This window comes from Kitasatospora sp. NPDC041988, from assembly GCF_055588525.1.
In genome coordinates this window covers 122,842-142,036 of record NZ_JBVJCO010000027.1, presented here as the reverse complement: position 1 = coordinate 142,036, position 19,195 = coordinate 122,842, and the positions used below count along the sequence as shown (strand labels likewise).

Below are 19,195 nucleotides of genomic sequence, written 5' to 3'. Positions count from 1 at the left end.
TGGGACGGGGTTGGGGTCGTTTTCCTCTCCCCCCTCTTTGTTGTTTGGTTGCCCCCCACCGCCCGAGAGGGGAGGGGGGGGGGCGCTTGCTCGGGCCCCCCCCCCCCCCCCCACGCCGCCCAGTAGCGGCCCGCCGTAGCGGCCCGCAACACCAGCCCGTACGAAAGGGGCCCGGAACGCATCCGTTCCGGGCCCCTTCGGCCGTCCTGGCCGTCCTGGCCGTCCGGTCAGCCGCCCACCCGGCTCGTGGGCGCGGCGGCGTCCTTGAGGCCCAGCGCGGGCAGCTGCACCGGCCGGGCCTGTGCGGCGAAGGCGGCCACCGGCGCGCTGCTCGCGTTCCACTGCGGCTGTGCGGTGCCGCCGGCGTCCGCCTTGCGCACCTGGAGCACCTCGGCCTGCCCGGCCCGGCGCAGCAGGATGCTCTTGGGCGGCCCGGACTCCGGGTCGACCCAGAGCTCGTTGCCGCCGAACTCGCAGTCCAGCACCAGGATGTCGTCCGGCTTGCCATCGGAGGTGGCCCGGAAGGCGACCCCGGCCCGCCGGTAACCGGTGAACCGGCTGCGGCTGAAGGTGACGGACTCCCCGGCGAGTTCGTGGTGGGCGGTGGCGACCGCGAAGTCGCTCTGCCCGGCGGCGTCGATCAGCAGCCCGTCGAACAGGCTGCCCTTCTCCCGGCCGAGCGAGTGCAGCTCCACTCCCCCGGCGGCGTTGCCGTACAGCACGCTGGCGGTGTAGTCGAAGTCGTTGAGGTAGGCGCCGTGCTCGATGCCCCAGCCACCGTTGTGGTAGGCCGCGAACTCGGTGACCACGTGATGGTGCTGGGCGTTCAACCAGACGAAGATCCCGTCCTGCAGGTTGTTGTGGGCCAGGCAACGCTGGAAGGTCCAGACCCCCTCGCTGTTCTCCGGCCACTCGAAGCCGGACGCCCCGTTGGCGCCCTGGACGCCGACGGCCACGCAGTCCAGCGCCTTGCCGCCGGTGCCGGCGCCCAGGTTGAAGCCGGTGAGCCGGTAGGCGCGCGGATTGGGCTCCAGCACGGTGCGGGAGGCGACGCAGGACTCGTAGACGATGTCGTCGGACGGCTGCTGCGGGGTGCGGGTGTCCAGCGGGCCGTCCCACCAGTAGGCGTCCTCCCAGGTGTCGTGGCTGATGCAGCTGCGGAAGGTGATGCCGTGGCTGGCGTGCGGGACGTACGCGTGGTTGCCGGCGTCGCGGACCACCACACCCTCGACCACGGTGCCGCGGGTGGCGTCCCCGAGCAGGTGGAAGTGGAGCCCGTACCGGCCGAGGACGGGGGCGGTGACCGGGACGGCGCCGTCCGGGCCCTTCCAGGTCTCCTTGGTCTCGGCGCGCGGGCCGACCCAGCGCAGGGCTGCGTGCCGGACGTCGGCCCGGCGGGAGCTGGTGACGTGGACGTGCGCCCGGCCCTTGGTGGTGCCCTCGACCCGGACGCTGCGGGTCAGGTTGAGCACCTCGGCGCCGACGGTGACGCCCCCTCCGGCCGCCACCCGCGGGTGGGCGTACTTGAGCGGTGCCGCCAGGGTGACGGTGGATCCGCTGACGGACCGGACGGAGACGAGGTCGTAGCGGGCGGAGAAGCCCTCCTCGTCCGGCGGGCCGGTCGGGGTGACGGCCAGTTCGTCGCCGGGCTGCCAACCGGCGGGCGGGGCGGCCAGGGTGAGGCTGGTGTCGCCGGCCCGCAGCTCGCCGGCGGCGCGGACCCAGGCGGTCCTGGCGGCGCCGTCCAGCCGCAGGTACCCGGCGCCGGTGACCCAGAGTCCGACGTCGGTGTCGACCACCTTCATGCCGTCGCCCTGGAACCGCTTCTCGTCGACGGCCGGGAAGCGCAGGGTGTGCACGGCGGCGCCGTCGGGGGCGAGGGCGAGGGTGCCGCGGACCTCCACGTTGCCCGCCGAGGCGAGGGTGACGGTGCGGTCGGCGGCGAAGGTCAGCGCGCCTGACGGCTCGACCAGCAGCGAGGCGACGGTGGCGTCGGTGTCGAGCAGCACCTTGTCGGTGATCCGGACGGCGCTCTGCGGGCCGGGCACCTTGCCGCCCCAGCCGGCCGGGTCGGACCAGCGGCGGCCGCCCTGGTCGACGGTGGGCGCCGCGGCGGGCTGCCCGGGTGCGGCGGGGGTGCCGTCCGGGGTGCCGGCGGGCGGCGGCGCGCCGTGGCCCATCCCCGCCGCGTCCGGGTCGGTCCCGGCCGCGGCGGAGCCGCCGGCGGCCGCGACGGGTTCGGCCGGGCCGCCCAGCGAGCGGCGCAGGACCTCCTCGCCGCTGACCGCCGCGAACACCGTGCCGACGGCGAGCCAGCGCAGCATCGTCCGGCGGCGTACGGGAGTTCGCGGATCGGCGGGCGGGATGTCCGGTCTGCGGCGTTTTGCCCGGCGGTACACCCGGCGGCGCTCTTCCGCCGGACGGCTCGCGTCCGGCTCCTCGTCCATGGCCATCGTTGCGTAGCCCTCCCCCCAGACGGCTGCGTCAGTCCTGACCCTCTGAAGCATAGGCAGTTGCGTTGACCCCGACGGGCGTTGCGCGAAAACGGTCATTTCTGATCATGGTGGACAGCCATCCGACACCCCTCCCGCAAACCGTGACGAGCGTCACACATGTTTGCGGTTTGAACTTAAGTCTGCTTAACGTGCTCCCCGTTCGTGGCCACACGGACCCAGCTCATCCGCAACGCCGAGTCCTGCCGTCGGGTGCGCTGGCAGCTAGAAAACGCACCACGGCAGGAGCGGGGGAACCACAGGTAAGTCGCCCCGGACCGGTCCGCGTACCGGTTCAGGGCTAGGGGTGAAGCCGCGTCCACAGCGCGGCCGGGCAACTCCAGCCCGAATCCGACAGCTCACCTCGCAGGCGTGGGAGAGGACCGCATCTTCATGCTGCCCACCAACGGCACCCGCCTGTCCGGCCGTACCCGTCGCGCGATCGCCACCCTCGGCGTCGTCGGCATCGGCCTCACCGTCCCCTGCCTGACCTCCGGCACCGCCTCCGCCGCCTCCGTCGCCACCTGGGACAAGGTCGCCCAGTGCGAGAGCACCGGCAACTGGAGCATCAACACCGGCAACGGCTTCTACGGCGGCCTCCAGTTCACCAACAGCACCTGGGCCGAGTTCGGTGGCACCGCGTACGCGGCCCGCGCCGACCTCGCCACCAAGGACCAGCAGATCGCGATCGCCGAGAAGGTGCTCGCCGTCCAGGGCCCCGGCGCCTGGCCCGTCTGCTCCGTCCAGGCCGGTCTGACCAAGGGCGGCACCCCCGCCGCCGTCGACACCACCACCGCCGCCAAGCCCGCCGCGCAGACCCCGGCCCCGGCCGCCAAGCCGGCCACCCAGGCGCAGCCCCAGGCCGCCGCCAAGCCGGCCGCGCCGAAGGCCGACCGGGCCCCGGCCTCCACCGACTCCGCCAAGCCGCAGGGCGACCAGAACTGGTCGCAGAAGTGGCAGGACAAGGCCGACGACTACACCGTGGTCGCCGGCGACTGGCTCTCCTCGATCGCCGACAAGAACCACGTCCAGGGCGGCTGGGAGCGGCTGTACGAGCTCAACCGCTCCACCCTGGCCGACGGCCCGCACGTCATCTACCCGGGCCAGCACCTGACCTTCGGTGACCGCGCCAAGGACCAGGCCTCGGACGAGTCCGGCAAGAACTTCGACTGGTTCAACCGGTCCTCCGGCAACTCCGGCCAGGCCGCCGCCGGCACCGCCGCCGCCAAGCCGGCCGCGCAGACCCAGGCCGCCAAGCCGGCCGCCCAGGCCCAGACCCAGGCGCCCGCCCAGGCCGCCACCGGCAGCATGGCCGCCGCGGTCGCCTTCGCCGAGTCGAAGGTCGGCCAGGCGTACGTCTACGGCGGCACCGGCAACGGCGGCTGGGACTGCTCCGGCCTGACCCAGGCCGCGCTGCGCGCCGCGGGCATCTCCGTCCCGCGCGTCGCCGCCGACCAGGCCGCCGCCTCCACCCACGTCTCGCTGGACGCCCTCAAGCCGGGCGACCTGCTGTTCTGGTCCAACAACGGCCAGGACTCCGGCGTGTACCACGTCGCGATCTACATCGGCGACGGCAAGTACGTCGAGGCCGCCAACCCGAGCGCGGGCGTGCGCACCCAGACCATCGCCAACTGGGCCCCGGACTTCGCCGGCCGGGTCTGACCCACAAGCGGCTCCCGAGCCGACACCGGTACGCCGAAGCCCCCGGGGAGAGTCTGGTCGCTCCCCCCGGGGGCTTCGGCCTGCCCTCCCCACGGCGGCGAGCGGGACGGCGGAGGCCGTGGTGGAATCAGCGCGCAGCGGGCATGCTGCTGCTTCGCACCCGAGAAGGAGTCTCCATGGCCCAGGTCACCGTCACGCTCGACGCCAATCTCGCCATCGACGTGATGATGCTCGCCGGCACCAGGAACCCGCAGGACGCCGTCGAGCTGGTCCTGCGCGACTACCTGGCCCGGGGCCGGCGCACGGAGACCAGGACCGGCGACGCCGCCGACGGCCGGCGGGTCAGCCCGGACCGCCCGACCGCCCAGGAGGGCTGAACGACGCAACGACCGGGGCCCGGAGAGCGGATTGCTCTCCGGGCCCCGGTCGTCGTCGTTCAGCGGGCGCCGGCGCCCGTGGAGCCGCGCATCACCAGCTCCGGCTGGAACATGAACTCCCCGCGCTGGGCGGCGTTCCCGCCCACCTCCTCCAGCAGGGCGTCGACGGCCGCGGTGGCCATCGCCTCGACCGGCTGGCGGATGGTGGTCAGCGGCGGCTCGGTGAACGCTATCAACGGCGAGTCGTCGAAGCCGACCACCGAGACGTCGTGCGGCACCGAGAGCCCGCGCTGGCGCACCGCGCGTATCGCGCCGAGCGCCATCATGTCGCTGCCGCAGACGATCGCCGTGCAGCCCTTGTCGAGCAGCGCGCCGGCCGCCGCGTGCCCGCCCTCCACGCTGAACAGCGTGTGGTGGACCAGCGCCTCGGCCTCCTCCTGCGTCTTGCCGAGCACCTCGCGCATGGCCGCGGTGAAGCCCTCGATCTTCCGCAGCACCGGCACGTACCGGCGCTGCCCGACGGCCAGGCCGATCCGCTCGTGGCCGAGTTCGGCCAGGTGCTGGACGGCCATCCACATCGCGGCCCGGTCGTCCGGCGAGATGAACGGCGCGTCGATCTTCTCGCTGAAGCCGTTGATCAGTACGAACGGCACCTGCCGGCCGGTCAGCCTGGCGTACCGGTCGTGGTCGGCGGTGGTGTCCGCGTGCAGGCCGGAGACGAAGACGATGCCCGCCACGCCCCGGTCGACCAGCATCTCCACCAGTTCGTCCTCGGTGGAGCCTCCGGGCGTCTGGGTGCAGAGCACCGGCGTGAAGCCGTGCCGGCTCAGCACCTGCTCGATCACCTGCGCGAGCGCGGGGAAGATCGGGTTGCTCAGTTCCGGGGTGATCAGCCCGATCAGGCCCGCGCTGCGCTGGCGCAGCCGGGTCGGCCGCTCGTAGCCGAGTACGTCCAGCGCCGCCAGCACGGTCTGCCGGGTGGTGGCGGAGACGTTCGCCTTGCCGTTGAGTACGCGGGAGACGGTGGCTTCGCTGACCCCCGCCTGCGCCGCGATGTCTGAGAGTCGCGCCGTAGTCACGGTCCCAGAGCCTATTGCAACCACGTCAGACCGCCCACCAGTCGGTGCTGTCCGGAGCGAGCACCGTCTCTCCGCCGTCCACCACGGCGTCCGCGGAGGAGAGCAGCAGTCGGCCGGGGGCCGGTATCCGGACCGGCTCGGCGGTGGTGTTGACGGTGCAGACGAAGGAGCCGCGGCGGAACGCCAGGGTGCCCTCGGGGCTGTCCAGCCACTCCACGCCGGTGCCGGCGCCGAGGTCGGCCTGTGCGCGGCGGACGGCCAGCGCGCTGCGGTACAGCTCCAGCGTGGACGTCGGGTCGCCGGTCTGCGCCTCGACGCTGAGCTGCGCCCACTCGGCGGGCTGCGGCAGCCAGCTCGGGCCGCCGGCGGCCGGGCCGAAGCCGTACGGGGCCTCGGTGCCGGACCACGGGATCGGGACGCGGCAGCCGTCGCGGTAGCCGTCCTGGCCGGCCTGGCGGAAGAACGACGGGTCCTGGCGGACCTCGTCGGGCAGGTCGGTGACGTCCGGCAGACCGAGCTCCTCGCCCTGGTAGACGTAGGCGGAACCGGGCAGCGCGAGCATCAGCAGGGTGGCGGCGCGGGCCCGGCGCAGGCCGAGTTCGCGGTCACCGGCGGTGCGGATCTGGGTGCCGAGGCCGGGCGGGTTGGCGAACCGGGTGGCGTGCCGGGTGACGTCGTGGTTGGAGAGCACCCAGGTGGTGGGGGCGTCGACCGGGCGCATCGAGTCGAGCGAGAGGTCGATCACCCCGCGCAGCTCGGCGGCGTCCCAGGAGGTGCCCAGGTACTGGAAGTTGAAGGCCTGGTGCAGCTCGTCGGGGCGCACGTAGTTGGCAGTGCGCTGGACGGTCGGGGTCCACGCCTCGGCGACGCCGATCCGCTGGCCCGGGTACTCGTCCAGGATCTTGCGCCAGCTGCGGTAGATCTCGTGCACGCCGTCCTGGTCGAAGAACGGCATGACGTCGTTGCCGAGCAGCTTGAGCTGGTCGCCGCCGCCGAGGTCGGGCAGGCCGGGGGCCTTCACCAGGCCGTGCGCGACGTCGATCCGGAAGCCGTCGACTCCCATGTCCAGCCAGAACCGCAGGATCGAGCGGAATTCGTCGGCGACGGCCGGGCTGTCCCAGTTGAAGTCGGGCTGCTCGGGGGCGAACAGGTGCAGGTACCAGTCGCCGGGGGTGCCGTCCGGGTTCTGCGAGCGGGTCCAGGCCGGGCCGCCGAAGATGGACTCCCAGTCGTTGGGCGGCAGTTCGCCGTTCTCGCCCTTGCCGGGACGGAAGTGGTAGCGCTCGCGCAGCGGGGACGCAGGACCCTCGCGCAAGGCACGCTGGAACCACTCGTGCTGGTCGGAGGAGTGGTTGGGGACGAGGTCCACGATGATCCGCAGGCCCAGCGCGTGGGCGTCGCGGATCAGCCCGTCGGCGTCCAGCAGGGTGCCGAACATCGGGTCCACCGCGCGGTAGTCGGCCACGTCGTAGCCGGCGTCGGCCTGCGGCGAGGCGTAGAACGGCGAGAGCCAGACGGCGTCCACCCCGAGGTCGCGCAGGTACGGCAGGCGGCTGCGGATGCCGGGCAGGTCGCCCATGCCGTCACCGTTGGAGTCGGCGAAGCTGCGCGGGTACACCTGGTAGATGACCGCGTCCCGCCACCAGCCTCTGGACGCGCCGGCGCTGGCCTTGTGAGCGGTGGCGTCGGCGGCGGGCCGGGAGGTGTCGGCCAGGTTCTGGGTCATGGACGGTATCCCTTGGGACTAGAGAGCGGCAGGTCAGGACTTGGAGGCACCGGCGGTCAGGCCGGTGACCAGGTGACGCTGCACCAGGTAGAAGAGAGCCGAGGACGGGATCGCGATCAGCACTGCGGTCGCCGCCATCAGGTTCCACTGGGCGTCGTGCTCGCTGACGAAGGTCTGCAGGCCGACGGCCAGGGTGTACTTGTCGGAGCTGAGCATGAAGGTGGAGGCGAAGGCCACCTCGGCCCAGGCGGTCAGGAAGGAGTAGAACGCGGCCACCGCCAGGCCCGGCCGGGCGAGCGGCAGTACCAGCCGCCAGAAGGTGCCGATCGGGGTGAGCCCGTCGACCCGGCCGGCCTCGTCGATCTCCACCGGGATGGTGTCGAAGTAGCCCTTCAGCAGCCAGGCGCAGTACGGCACGGTGGTCGTCGAGTAGACCAGGATCAGGCCGGCGTAGCTGTCCAGCAGGCCGAGCTCGGAGAGGATCGTGTACATCGGCACGATCAGTACCGCGATCGGGAACATCTGCGTGACCAGCAGCGACCACATCAGCGGCTTGTGACCGGGGAAGCGCATCCGGGAGACGGCGTAGCCGGTGGTGGCGGCGATCAGCACGCCGAACACCGTGGTCACGCCGGAGACCAGGAAGGCGTTGCCGAACCAGGTGAAGAAGTCGGTGTCGAACAGCACCGTGCGGTAGTTCGACAGCGTCATCTTGTCGAGGATCTCGCCGGGGTGGAGGTAGTCCGTCTTGTCCGGGCCGAGCGAGACGTAGAGGATCCAGACCACCGGGAACAGCGCGATCAGGCTGGCCAGGGTCAGGGTGCCGTGCGCCAGCGCCTTGCCGAGCGGGCTGGACTCACCGCGACGACGGGACTTGACCGGCTTGGCGGCCGCCGCCGGGGCGGCGAGGGCGGTGGGTCGTTCGGTGGTGGTGCTCATCGGGGTTACCTGCCTTCGTGGGTCGCTTGGTTACCGGTCGGCGTCAGCCGTTGGCCTGCTCGTTGCGGGCGAGCCAGCGCCGGTAGAAGGAGGTGAAGACGATGAGGATGGACAGCAGGATCACGCCGTACGCGGCGGACTGCGCGTAGTCCCGGGGCTGCTGGCCGAAGCCGAGCCGGTAGGCCCAGGTGACCAGCAGCTGGGCGTCGGGCGCGCCGTTGGCGCCGAACAGCAGGAAGATGACGGCGAACTGGTTGAACGTCCAGATCACGCCGAGCAGCACCACGGTCGAGGAGACGGTGCGCAGCCCCGGCAGGGTGACGTGGCGGAACCGCTGCCAGGCGGTGGCGCCGTCCATCTCGGCGGCCTCGTACAACTCGGCCGGGATCGACTGCAGGCCGCCGAGCAGCGAGATCATCATGAACGGCACGCCGACCCAGGTGTTGACCAGGATCGCGGCGGCCTTCTGCGCCAGCGGGTCGTCCAGCCAGCCGGGTTCGGGCAGGTGCAGGGCGGAGAGCAGACCGTTGACGGCGCCGCCGTCGGCGAGCATCAGGCGCCAGGAGAAGACGGTGACGAAGGTCGGCACGGCCCAGGGCAGGATGAGCAGCATGCGGTAGACCGCGCGGCCGCGCAGCTTCTGGTTGAGCAGCAGGGCGAGGCCGAGGCCGATGGTGTAGTGCAGGCAGACGCAGAGCGCCGTCCAGGCGATGGTCCAGACGAAGTGCGACCAGAAGCGGTCGTACGAGCCCGGGCCCCAGAGGATGTCGGCGTAGTTGTCGAAGCCGACGAAGTGGTAGCTGGCCGGGATCTCGTTGACGCCGATCTTGCGGGCGGCGTTGAGGCTGTTGGCGTCGGTGAGGGTGAGCCAGATGCCCTCGGCGAGCGGGTAGAGCACCAGTGCGCCGAGCACCAGCACGACCGGCGCGATCATCGCGTAGGCGTACCAGTGCTTGGCGTACGAGCGCTTGAGGCGCTCCATCAGGCCCGGACGCGGATCGCGCTCCCGGCTGCCCTGGCCGGTGGCGCCCTGCACGGCGACTGACATTTTCGACACCTTCTCGGGGAGGTCCGCCGCCTCGCTACGGCGACTGCTGCTACGGGTCCGGCCGTCCGGCCCGCCGGGGAGGTGGCGGCGGGCCGGACGGCTTGGGGTCTGTCGTCAACAGGCCCCGCAGGGGTGTTACTTCGCGAAGCCCGGGAGCAGCTTGGCGTAGTCGGTGGCGACGGTGTTCAGGCCGTCCTGGGTGCCGGTGCCCTGGACCACCTTGCCGAGGTTGGTGCCCAGCGAGGCGAACAGCGAGCTGTACTCGGGCAGTTCGGGGCGCGGCTTGGCGCTGGTGAGCACGGCCTGGAAGCCGGCGATGCCGGGGTCGGCCTTGACCTCGGGGGTGAAGGCGTCGGCGCGGGTCGGCAGGGTCGAGTTCTTCTGCGCGATGAACGACTCGCTCTCGGCGGAGGTCATGAAGGCGGCGAACTTCTCGGCCGCGGCCTTGTGGGCCTTGTCCGATCCGGCGTAGACGGAGATGTTGTGGCCGCCGGTGGGGGCGCCGGCCTTGCCCGCGGAGCCGGCCGGGACGGGGGCGATGCCGAGGTTGGTCTTGTCGGCGAACGCGGTGCCCTTGTAGATGTTGGTGATCTCCCAGGGGCCCTGGATGATCGCCGCGACCTTGCCGCTGTTGAAGGCGTCCATCATGTGCGCGTAGGCGTCGGTGGTGACGTCGGCCTTGGCGGTGCCCGGCGAGGTGAACATCGTCTTGTACGCCTCGATGCCCTTGACGGCCTCGGGCGAGGTGATGGTGATCTTCTTGCCGGCGGCGTCGACGGTGTCGGTGCCCTCGCCGAACAGGAACGGCATCGCGTAGTAGCCGTCGGCGGCCTTCAGCCAGAAGCCGTCCACACCGGCCTTCTCCTTGACGGCGGCCGCGGCGGTCTTCAGCTCGTCCCAGGTCTTGGGGGCGGCGGTGATGCCGGCCTTGGCGAAGAGCTCCTTGTTGTAGAGCAGGCCCAGGGTGTCGGTGACCAGCGGGACGCCGTAGAGCTTGCCCTCGTACTTGGCCTGCTGGACGAGGCTGGGCTGGAAGGCGGCGGCGTCGGCGGCGGCCGGGGTGCCGTCCAGCGGCTCCAGGAAGCCGGCCTTGGCGAAGGCGGCGGTCCAGCCGACCTCGGAGCGGAACACGTCCGGAGCGCCCTTGGCCCCCATGGCGGTCTGGAGCTTGTTCTGCGCCTGGTCGAACGGCACGTTGACGAAGTCGACCTTGACGTTCGGGTTGGCCTCTTCGAACTTCTTGACGAGGGCCTGGTAGTTCGGCGCCTCGTTGGTGGCGTTCGACGTGTCCCAGTAGGTGAGGGTGACCGGCCCGTCGGCCTTGCCGTCCGAGCTGGAGCCGCTGCTGCCACAGGCAGCCATCGAGACCGCGAGGGCCACAACGAGGGCAGAGGCCGCGATGCCACGCCGCATGAGAACTCCTTGGGAGGGGTGGGGGTGCCCGAGATGTTGGGAGACAGGCGCATAATGGCTGCCTCGTGCCGACCGCACCGTTGCTGCCGTCGGGCTCGGAAGGAAGTTAACAGCGGCGCAATCATCACCGAAAGTCCTTGCAGCAAGTTTCTGCAAGAAATGGGGATCGTTACGCCCGCGTGTCCTGGACGTGGCCGCACGGTAGTTGACAGGCGACACTCATGCCGCCGTTTGTCCGGTTCGCCCCGATCTGGGCCGCTGCCATTAATACGCTGCGTTGCGGAAAGGCCTTGCAGCAGACTGGTCCCCATGCGTATCAGAGTCGCCACCCGGGAAGAACTGCCACTGCTGGGCGAGCTGGAACGGGCCGCCGGGGCGCCGTTCGCCGCCATCGGGATGCCGGAGATCGCCGAGGACGACCCGCCCACCGTCGACGAGCTGGCGCACTACCTCGACGAGGGCACCGTGCTGGTCGCCCCGGCCGAGGACGGCGGCGCGCCCGTCGGGTACCTGCTGGCCGAGCCGGTGGACGGCGCGCTCCACATCGAGCAGGTCTCCGTCCACCCCGACCACGCCCGCCGCCGCATCGGCCGGGCACTGATCGAGCACCTGGCGGCGGGCACCGACGCGCCCGCCCTCACCCTCACCACCTTCGCCGACGTCCCGTGGAACGCCCCCTACTACGCCCGCTGCGGCTTCCGGCCGCTCGACGACGCCGAGGTCACCCCCGGCCTGCGGGAGATCCGCCGCCGGGAGGCCGAGCACGGGCTCGACCGCTGGCCCCGGCTCTGCATGCGCATGGAGCTGCGCCAGGGCGTGCCTGACGAGTCCCGGCCGGCGCGCGGCGTCAGCGCACGCCCTCACTGACCCCCAGCCGCAGCACGGTGGTCGAGCGGAACTCCTCCCCCGGCCGCAGCTCGGTGCTCGGGAAGGCCGGGTGGTGCGGCGAGTCGGGGAAGTGCTGGGTCTCCAGCGCGATCCCGGCGAACGGCCCGTACGGCACACCGCTCGCGCCGGTCACGGCGCCCTGGAACTTGTTGGCGGTGTAGACCTGCACGCCCGGCTCGGTGGTCAGCACCTCCAGGGTGCGGCCGCTGGCCGGGTCCTCCAGCAGCGCCGCCCGGGCCGGGGTGCCGTCGGCCGGGCGCGGGCGGAGCACCCAGTTGTGGTCGTAGCCGCCGGGCCCGGTCAGCTGCGGGTGCTCGTCGTGCACCGACTTGCCGATCGGCCGCGCGGTGGTGAAGTCGAACGGCGTGCCGGCCACCGGCTCCGTCCGCCCGTACGGGATCTGCCGGTGGTCGGCCGGGGTGTACTCGTCGGCGTCCAGGGTGAGCAGGTGGCCGAGGATGTCGCCGCTGCCCTCGCCGGCGAGGTTGAAGTACGCGTGGTTGGTGAGGTTGAGGACGGTCGGCTTGCTGGTGGTCGCGCGGTAGCCGATCACCAGCTCACCGGCGGCGCTCAGCGTGTAGTCGACGGTGACGTCGAGCGCGCCGGGGAAGCCCTGGTCGCCGTCCGGGCTGTGCAGGTGCAGCCGGACGCCGTCGGGCAGCGGCTCGGCCTCCCACATCCGGTGCGCGAAGCCGTCCGGTCCGCCGTGCAGGGTGACGCCGCCGCCGGTCGGGGCGAGCGGGTGCTCCTCGCCGTCGATGGTCACCTTGCTGGCGTCGATGCGGTTGGCGTACCGGCCGACGACCGTGCCGTAGTGCCGGCCCGGGCCGAGGATCTCGGCGAGCCGGTCGCCGGCGAGCAGCAGCTGCGCGGACCTGCCGGTGCGGTCGGGGGCGGTGAGGGTGTGCAGGGTGGCGCCGAGGGTGAGCACGCTCGCCTCGTACGGGCCGGCCCGCAGCGTCCAGCGCTCGATCGCGGCGCCGGCGCCCGACGGTTCGAGGGGTTCGCGCCGCACGCTGGTCTCCTGCGACCCGTTCGCCGGGGGCGTCGCCATGGCCTGCTCCTCACTGGCGGCCGCGGCGCACCGCGACCCCCTGGTACCGGGTCCGTCAGGGGCTCGCGGCCCCGTGGGCCAGCGTAGTCAGCGGGGCAGCGGCGGGGGCGCTCCTGCCGCCCCCCGCGCGCCGCCGTGGCGCCTCCGTCCGCCGGCCCCTCCAAAAGCCCGCCGCTACTCCGGCGTACCGTCGCGCCGCTCCGGCGTGTCTTCACGCCGCTCCGCCGTGCCGTCTCCCTGGCCCGCCGTGCCTTCGCGCCTCTGCGCCGGGCCCTCCCGCCGGTCCGCCGTACCGTCCCGCTGCTCGGGCGGCAGGCCGAGCGCCGAGGCGAGGCCATCCGGGCCGCTGCCCGCCTTGCGGTAGACGGCCGCCAGCCGCCGGCTGACCAGGCTGAGGTGGACGCCCAGCTCCTCGGCGATCCGCTGCGGCGGCACACCCCGGACGGCGAGCCGGGCGACGTCCCACTCGGGCTGGCTGAGCATCTCCCGGACGTCGCCGAGCCGGTTGGGCCGCAGGCCGTAGTTGGCCAGCTCGCGGCGGGCCCGGTCGACCAGGCCGTCAGCGGCGCAGTGCTGCGCCAGCTCGATGCCCTGGTAGAGGAACTCCTGGGCGTCCTCCAGCCGGCCGACCCGGCGCAGCGCGGCCCCGAGGTCCACCAGGGCGACCGCGTGCTCGTAGCCGGCGGGCGACTGCCCGAGGTGGCGCACGGCCTCCTCCAGCAGCTCGACCGCCTGCTGGCCGTCCTCGATCTCGGCGTGCAGCCGCAGCGCTGTGCCGATGGCCGAGGCGGTGCCGAACCGGCGGGCGTCCCGGACGGAACGCTGGGCGTACGCGCGGGCGCGCTCGGGCTCGTCCTCGGCGAGCGCGATGGCGAGGTGGCCGGCCCAGGGTGCCCAGACCGTGTTGTGCCAGCCGCGGGCGTCCAATTGGGCGCCGGCCTCGGTGAGGGCGGCGGCGGCCCCGGCGTTGCGGCCCTTGGCGAGCAGCAGCTTGCCGTAGAGCGAGGCCGCGTCGGGCAGCACCATCGCGGTGTCGTGGTAGGGCGGGCTGAAACCGAAGCCGATCGCGAGGTCCCAGGCCTCGTCGTTGCGGCCGCGGGCGATCAGGGTGTCCACCAGGACGCCGACCGCGTCCCAGGCGAGCGGCAGCTTGGGGCCGATCCGCTCGGAGAGCCGCAGGGCCCGGCGCAGGAAGTCCTCGGCCTCGGCGAGCAGGCCGCGGCGGAACCGGGCCAGCCCCATCAGGAAGTACGCGAAGCCCCGGTGGGCACCGCTCCAGCCGGCGATCTCGAACTGGACGATGGCGTCGCCGAAGAGCCGCTCGGCCTGGGCGATGCGGTCGCTGTAGGTGTAGGCGAGGCCGAGCGTGGCGGGCAGTTCGAAGCCCCAGGTGCTGTCCGTCCAGCCGAGGCCCTTGGGCAGCCGGCCCTGGTCGAGGACCTGGTCCGCGTGGCGCAGCACCTCGGCGGAGGACTCGCCGCGCAGGGTGAGGTCCCAGGCGCGCAGCGCGAGGACGGCCCGGTCGGCGGCCTCGCGGCCGGTGAGGCTGCGGCAGAGCGCGCCCAGCCGCGCGGAGCGGGCCGGCCCGTCCTCCTCGGCCTTGCGGTAGGCGTGCCACATGAACGAGGCGGCCTCCAGCCGCAGCCGCCCGGCCGGGTCGTCGACCGTCTGCTCGGCCTCCTCCTGGCAGACCCGCGCGGCCTCGCCGAGCTGGCCGCTGTGCGCGAGCACCTCGGAGAGCCGGAAGGTGGCGTCGACCCGGAGCGAGGGGCGCAGCGGCCCCTCTTCGGGGTCGAGCGCGAGCTTCAGCTGGTTGACGGTGGCCAGCGGGTCGGTGAGCAGTGCGGAACAGCCCAGCTCGTAGAGCACCTCGGCGCGGATGTCGTCGTCCGGCGGCTCGGCGAGGGCCCGGTGCAGGCAGCGCTGGGCGGCCTCCGGGGCGCCGATCAGCAGGTGCTCGCTCGCCGCGCGGCGCAGTTTGCGGACGGTGCGGTCGTCGCCCTCGCCGGGGAAGGTCTCGACCAGGTGGTGGGAGGCGGCGAGCAGGCCGAGCCCGGCGTTCTCGATCTCGGCGGCGGCCACACCGTGCATGCCGGTCCGGGTGGACTCCTTCATCGTGTTGTAGATCGAGCTGCCGATCAGCGGGTGGACGAACTCCAGGTTCCCGTTGGGCGTCTGGGTGAGGACGCGCTGCTTGCGCAGTTGCTTGATGGACTCGCGGGCGCCCTCGGGGGTCTGGGTGGAGATCCGGGCGGCGAGCTCGGGCCGGATGTCGGTGCCGAGCATGGCGCAGGCCCAGGCGAACCGCAGGGTGCTGGCTCCGAGCCGCTCCAGCCAGCCCGTGAGGGTGGTCCCGGTGGCGTCGACGGCGAGCTCGCGCAGCTGCTGGGAGTTCTCCTCGACCGGGTCGAGCTCCTGGTCACGTACCTGGTCGAGAAGGGCGACGGCCTCGAAGGGGTTGCCGCTGACGACGTTCCAGAACTCGTAGCAGAAGGCGTCCTCGGCCTTGTCACCGAGCTCGGCGCGGACCATGTCGGTGACGGAGACCAGGGTGAGCCGGCCGAGTTCGTGCCGGCGGGTGGCGAGCGCGGCGACCGCGGTCTGGTGTTCCTGGGCCTCGGGCTGCCAGTCCGCGATGTCGTCCCGGTAGGCGAAGACCAGCAGGACGGGCAGTTCGCTGGCACGGAGGGCGAACTGGGAGAGCCAGGCGAGCGATTCGAGGTCGGACCAGTGCAGGTCGTCGACGATCATCACCAGCGGCGCCCGGCGCGGGGCGAGCTGGGTGAGGACGTAGTCGAGGCCGTCGCGCACGCCCTGCGGGTCGAGGCGGCGGGCCCCGGCCTTCGGCTGCTTGAGGCCCATGGCCGGTCCGACGACCTCCTCCCAGGTGCCCATGACCTGCCGGAACTCGGACGGGGCGAGGCCGCCGAGGACGGGCTGGAGCAGCTGGCGAAGGACGTGGTACGGCTCGTTGGACTGGCGTTCACCGCCGCGGGCGAACAGGACGGTGGCGCCCTCGCGGAGCTTGGCGATCCGGCGGACCTCGTGCAGCAGACTGGTCTTGCCGATGCCGGGCCGGCCGGAGAAGGTGAGCAGCTCGCCGATCTCGGTGCCGCCGGCGGCGAATTCGCGGCAGAGCTTCTCCACCGCGGCCTCGGCCGACCGGAGTTCGGCGTCGCGGTCGCGCAGCCTGACCCGGGTCGACGCGGCGTCCGACTCCCGCCCGCCGGTACCCGCCCCCGCCCGAAGTTCGTGTCCCTGCTCGGTCACCGTCGCGCCTCCGCCTCGCCGTTCCCTGCTCGTGGAGCCGAGATTAGCGCCGCGGGGGGCGCGCTGTTCGGCATTCGCCCAGGCTGGGGCGGAGATTGAGGGTTCGGACCGCTTGCCAAGGGCAATTGCCCTATATCCCTAACGTCCGATCATTGCATCAGATACTCTACGGCCCGCCAGTCAAGTTGATCTTGCCATTGCCGACCCGCGCTGTCGAGTCCCGCCACCCCAACTCCCCCACACCGCACCAGCACCACCAGCGCCCCCACCCTCCGCCGCACCGGGAGTCCGATGTCTGACGACACCTCACTTCAGATTCCGTTCCCGCACCGTCGCAGCCCCCACGGGCCGTATGCCACCGAACTGCACCGCGACTGGCTCACCCGGCACCCACTGCTCCCCGACCCCGCGCACCCCTCCTATGCGCACTGGGACGTGGTGGATCTCGCTGCCCTCGGCTACCCCGATTCCGGCCCGGACGAACTCGCCCTGGCCGCCGATCTGATGGGGTTCTACTTCCTCTTCGACGACCAGTTCGACGGCCCGCTCGGCCGCCGGCCCGCCGAGGTGGCCCCGATCTGCGAACGGCTCATCTCCGTCCTGCACGGCGCCCGCCCCGACCCCGGCTCCGCCGTCGAGACCGCCTTCGCGGACCTCTGGGACCGCAGCGTGCGCGGCATGCCCGCGCGCTGGCAGGCGCGCGCCGCGTACAACTGGGAGTGGTACCTCGCCAGCCACCCCGCCGAGGCCGCCGGCCGGATCTCCGAGCGGCCGCCGGACCGCGACGGCTACCTGGCCCTGCGCCGGGGCACCGCCGCGATGGAGACCATCTTCGACATGGTGGAGCGCCTGGGCCACTTCGAGGTGCCCGCCGCCGTCCTCCACCACCCGGTGCTCCGCCAGATCCGCCAGCTCGCCGCCGACATCCCCTCGCTCAGCAACGACGTCCGGTCGTTCCCACTGGAGGCGCCGCGCGGAGACGTCAACAACCTGGTGATGATCGTGCAACGGGAGCGCCGCTGCTCGGCCGAGGAGGCCTGCGCGGTGGTGATGGACGAGGCCCAGCTGATGGTCGAGCGCTGCCACGAGCTGTACGACCGGCTCCCCGACGTCCACCGGGAGCTGGGCCTGGCCCGGGTGGAAAGGGCCGTCGCCCAGCGTTACGCCGACGGCCTGGTGACCTGGCTGGCCGGCTACCTCAACTGGGAGTCCCGCACCGGCCGTTACCTCGCAGCCTGAGCCCGGCGGAGCCCGCGGAGCCCGCCCGGGCCTGCCTGGGCCCGCCCGGGGCCGACCCCGGAGCGACCGGGGCCCGGGTGAGCCAGTGGCGGAAAACGGCCGGAACACGGCACCCTCCGTGGACGACAACAGTACGGACCGTAGCCGTTCCCCGCCGTCCACGGCTAGGGTGCCAACCGGCGGGCGCCCCGGCGGCGCCCGGCCCACGTGCGTGTCCGTACCCTCCGCCGGGCCGCCGGGCCACCTGTCCGCGGTCCGGCGCACCGCCCGGCCCGCGCGCCGCGGCGGTGCCCCCGACAACGAGGAGGCACCCAGAGCATGACGGTCTACCAGCCCCCCGGCAGCCCCGGCTCCATCGTCAATTACCGTGCCCGGTACGAGCACTGGATCGGCGGCCGGTGGACGCCGCCGATCCTCGGCGAGTACTTCGAGAACCCCAGCCCGGTCACCGGTGAGGTCTTCACCGAGGTCGCCCGCGGCACCGCCGAGGACATCGAGGCCGCGCTCGACGCCGCCCATGCCGCCGCCCCGGCCTGGGGCCGCACCCCGCCCGCCGAACGCGCCCAGGTGCTGCTGCGGATCGCGGACCGGGTGGAGGCGAACCTGGAGGCGCTGGCCGTCGCGGAGAGCTGGGAGAACGGCAAGCCGGTGCGCGAGACGCTGGCCGCCGACCTGCCGCTCGCCGTCGACCACCTGCGCTACTTCGCCGGCGCGCTGCGCGCCCAGGAGGGCGGCCTCTCCCAGCTGGACGAGGACACCGTGGCGTACCACTTCCACGAGCCGCTTGGCGTGGTCGGCCAGATCATCCCGTGGAACTTCCCGATCCTGATGGCGGTCTGGAAGCTCGCCCCGGCCCTGGCGGCCGGCAACGCCGTGGTGCTCAAGCCCGCCGAGCAGACCCCGGCGTCGATCCTGGTGCTGGTCGAGCTGATCGCCGACCTGCTGCCGCCCGGCGTGCTCAACGTCGTCAACGGCTACGGCCTGGAGGCCGGCCGCCCGCTGGCCTCCAGCAGCCGGATCCGCAAGATCGCCTTCACCGGCGAGACCACCACCGGCCGGCTGATCTCCCAGTACGCCAGCGCCAACCTGATCCCGGTCTCGCTGGAGCTCGGCGGCAAGAGCCCCAACCTGTTCTTCGCCGACGTCGCGGCCGAGCAGGACGCCTTCTACGACAAGGCGCTGGAGGGCTTCGCGATGTTCGCCCTCAACCAGGGCGAGGTCTGCACCTGTCCGAGCCGGGCACTGATCCAGTCCGCGGTCTACGACCGGCTGCTGGCCGACGGCCTGGAGCGGGTGCGGTCGATGCGCCAGGGCAACCCGCTGGACACCGAGACCCAGGTCGGCGCCCAGGCCAGTGACGACCAGCTGAAGAAGATCCTCTCCTACATCGAGATCGGCCAGGCCGAGGGCGCCAAGGTGCTGGCCGGCGGCGAGCGCGCCGACCTCGGCGGCTCGCTCGCCGGCGGCTACTACGTGACGCCCACCGTGTTCGAGGGCGTCAACAGCATGCGGATCTTCCAGGAGGAGATCTTCGGCCCCGTCGTCTCGGTCACCCGCTTCGAGGACTTCGACGACGGCATAGCACTCGCCAACGACACCCTGTACGGCCTCGGCGCGGGCGTCTGGACCCGGGACGGCAGCACCGCATACCGGGCCGGGCGGGCCATCCAGGCCGGCCGGGTCTGGACCAACTGCTACCACGCCTACCCGGCCCATGCGGCGTTCGGCGGCTACAAGAACTCCGGCATCGGCCGGGAGAACCACAAGGCCGTACTGGAGCACTACCAGCAGACGAAGAACCTGCTGGTCAGCTACTCGCCCGACGCCCTCGGCTTCTTCTAGGCCCGCCCCCGGGAGGCCGGGTGCGCGCCCGCCCCCGGTGAGGCCGGCGCCCGAGAACGCGGAGTGGGGAGGGGGGGGGGGCGACCTCCCCCTCCGCCACCACCCCCCGCGGTCCGCGGCCGGGTACAACGCACGGGGCGTCCCGCCGCGTTTTTCTCCCTAGCTC

At 72.6% G+C, this 19,195-nt stretch carries 13 protein-coding genes and 1 riboswitch; of the genes, 5 read left to right on the top strand and 8 right to left on the bottom strand.

What is annotated here, in order from left to right; all coding sequences use genetic code 11:
* Positions 1–227: 227 nt before the first annotated feature.
* The gene (locus tag ACZ6NC_RS25835; protein WP_465736140.1) at positions 228–2,453 is read right to left on the bottom strand and encodes a hypothetical protein; all 2,226 of its coding nucleotides are present in this window, start codon (positions 2,451–2,453) and stop codon (positions 228–230) included.
* Between the two features lie 262 nt (positions 2,454–2,715).
* A riboswitch (cyclic di-AMP (ydaO/yuaA leader) is annotated at positions 2,716–2,880 on the top strand.
* Between ACZ6NC_RS25835 and ACZ6NC_RS25830 the strand changes: the two genes are divergently transcribed.
* Both ACZ6NC_RS25830 and ACZ6NC_RS25825 read left to right on the top strand, forming a co-directional pair.
* Entirely contained in the window at positions 2,865–4,154 is a 1,290-nt protein-coding gene (locus ACZ6NC_RS25830) for a transglycosylase family protein (protein WP_465736139.1), read from the top strand. It overlaps the preceding riboswitch by 16 nt.
* Before the next feature lie 176 nt (positions 4,155–4,330).
* Entirely contained in the window at positions 4,331–4,531 is a 201-nt protein-coding gene (locus tag ACZ6NC_RS25825; RefSeq protein ID WP_465736138.1) for a hypothetical protein, read from the top strand.
* 59 nt (positions 4,532–4,590) lie between these two features.
* Here ACZ6NC_RS25825 and ACZ6NC_RS25820 read toward each other — a convergent pair whose 3' ends face one another.
* The 5 genes from ACZ6NC_RS25820 to ACZ6NC_RS25800 all read right to left on the bottom strand — a co-directional run bounded on the left by ACZ6NC_RS25820 (position 4,591) and on the right by ACZ6NC_RS25800 (position 10,736).
* A complete protein-coding gene (locus tag ACZ6NC_RS25820; RefSeq protein ID WP_465736137.1) occupies positions 4,591–5,610 on the bottom strand; it encodes a LacI family DNA-binding transcriptional regulator in 1,020 nt (339 codons plus the stop codon).
* Positions 5,611–5,635: 25 nt separating this feature from the next.
* Positions 5,636–7,336: a glycoside hydrolase family 13 protein gene (locus ACZ6NC_RS25815; protein WP_465736136.1), complete on the bottom strand. Its 1,701-nt coding sequence runs from the start codon at positions 7,334–7,336 to the stop codon at positions 5,636–5,638.
* Positions 7,337–7,369: 33 nt separating this feature from the next.
* Positions 7,370–8,275, bottom strand: a complete 906-nt coding sequence (locus ACZ6NC_RS25810; RefSeq protein ID WP_465736135.1) for a sugar ABC transporter permease — start codon at positions 8,273–8,275, stop codon at positions 7,370–7,372.
* Between the two features lie 43 nt (positions 8,276–8,318).
* Entirely contained in the window at positions 8,319–9,323 is a 1,005-nt protein-coding gene (locus ACZ6NC_RS25805; protein WP_396320113.1) for a carbohydrate ABC transporter permease, read from the bottom strand.
* A 135-nt stretch (positions 9,324–9,458) separates the two neighbouring features.
* The gene (locus tag ACZ6NC_RS25800) at positions 9,459–10,736 is read right to left on the bottom strand and encodes an extracellular solute-binding protein (RefSeq protein WP_465736134.1); all 1,278 of its coding nucleotides are present in this window, start codon (positions 10,734–10,736) and stop codon (positions 9,459–9,461) included.
* 309 nt (positions 10,737–11,045) lie between these two features.
* Here ACZ6NC_RS25800 and ACZ6NC_RS25795 point away from each other — a divergent pair, with 309 nt between their 5' ends.
* Positions 11,046–11,603: a GNAT family N-acetyltransferase gene (locus ACZ6NC_RS25795; protein ID WP_465736133.1), complete on the top strand. Its 558-nt coding sequence runs from the start codon at positions 11,046–11,048 to the stop codon at positions 11,601–11,603.
* On the opposite strand, the gene ACZ6NC_RS25790 is transcribed toward ACZ6NC_RS25795, so the two are convergent.
* Together ACZ6NC_RS25790 and ACZ6NC_RS25785 are read right to left on the bottom strand one after the other, a co-directional pair.
* Complete coding sequence (locus ACZ6NC_RS25790) at positions 11,584–12,678, bottom strand: aldose epimerase family protein (protein WP_465736132.1); 1,095 nt, start codon at positions 12,676–12,678, stop codon at positions 11,584–11,586. The genes ACZ6NC_RS25795 and ACZ6NC_RS25790 overlap by 20 nt on opposite strands.
* Positions 12,679–12,852: 174 nt before the next feature.
* Positions 12,853–15,948 (bottom strand): ATP-binding protein, encoded by a 3,096-nt coding sequence (locus tag ACZ6NC_RS25785; protein ID WP_465736131.1) that lies wholly within the window; start codon positions 15,946–15,948, stop codon positions 12,853–12,855.
* 291 nt (positions 15,949–16,239) lie between these two features.
* Between ACZ6NC_RS25785 and ACZ6NC_RS25780 the strand changes: the two genes are divergently transcribed.
* A complete protein-coding gene (locus tag ACZ6NC_RS25780; RefSeq protein ID WP_465736130.1) occupies positions 16,240–17,187 on the top strand; it encodes a terpene synthase family protein in 948 nt (315 codons plus the stop codon).
* Positions 17,188–17,505: 318 nt separating this feature from the next.
* Positions 17,506–19,029, top strand: coding sequence for an acetaldehyde dehydrogenase ExaC (gene exaC, locus ACZ6NC_RS25775; RefSeq protein ID WP_465736129.1), 1,524 nt, complete (start codon positions 17,506–17,508; stop codon positions 19,027–19,029).
* The last annotated feature ends 166 nt before the right edge of the window (positions 19,030–19,195 follow it).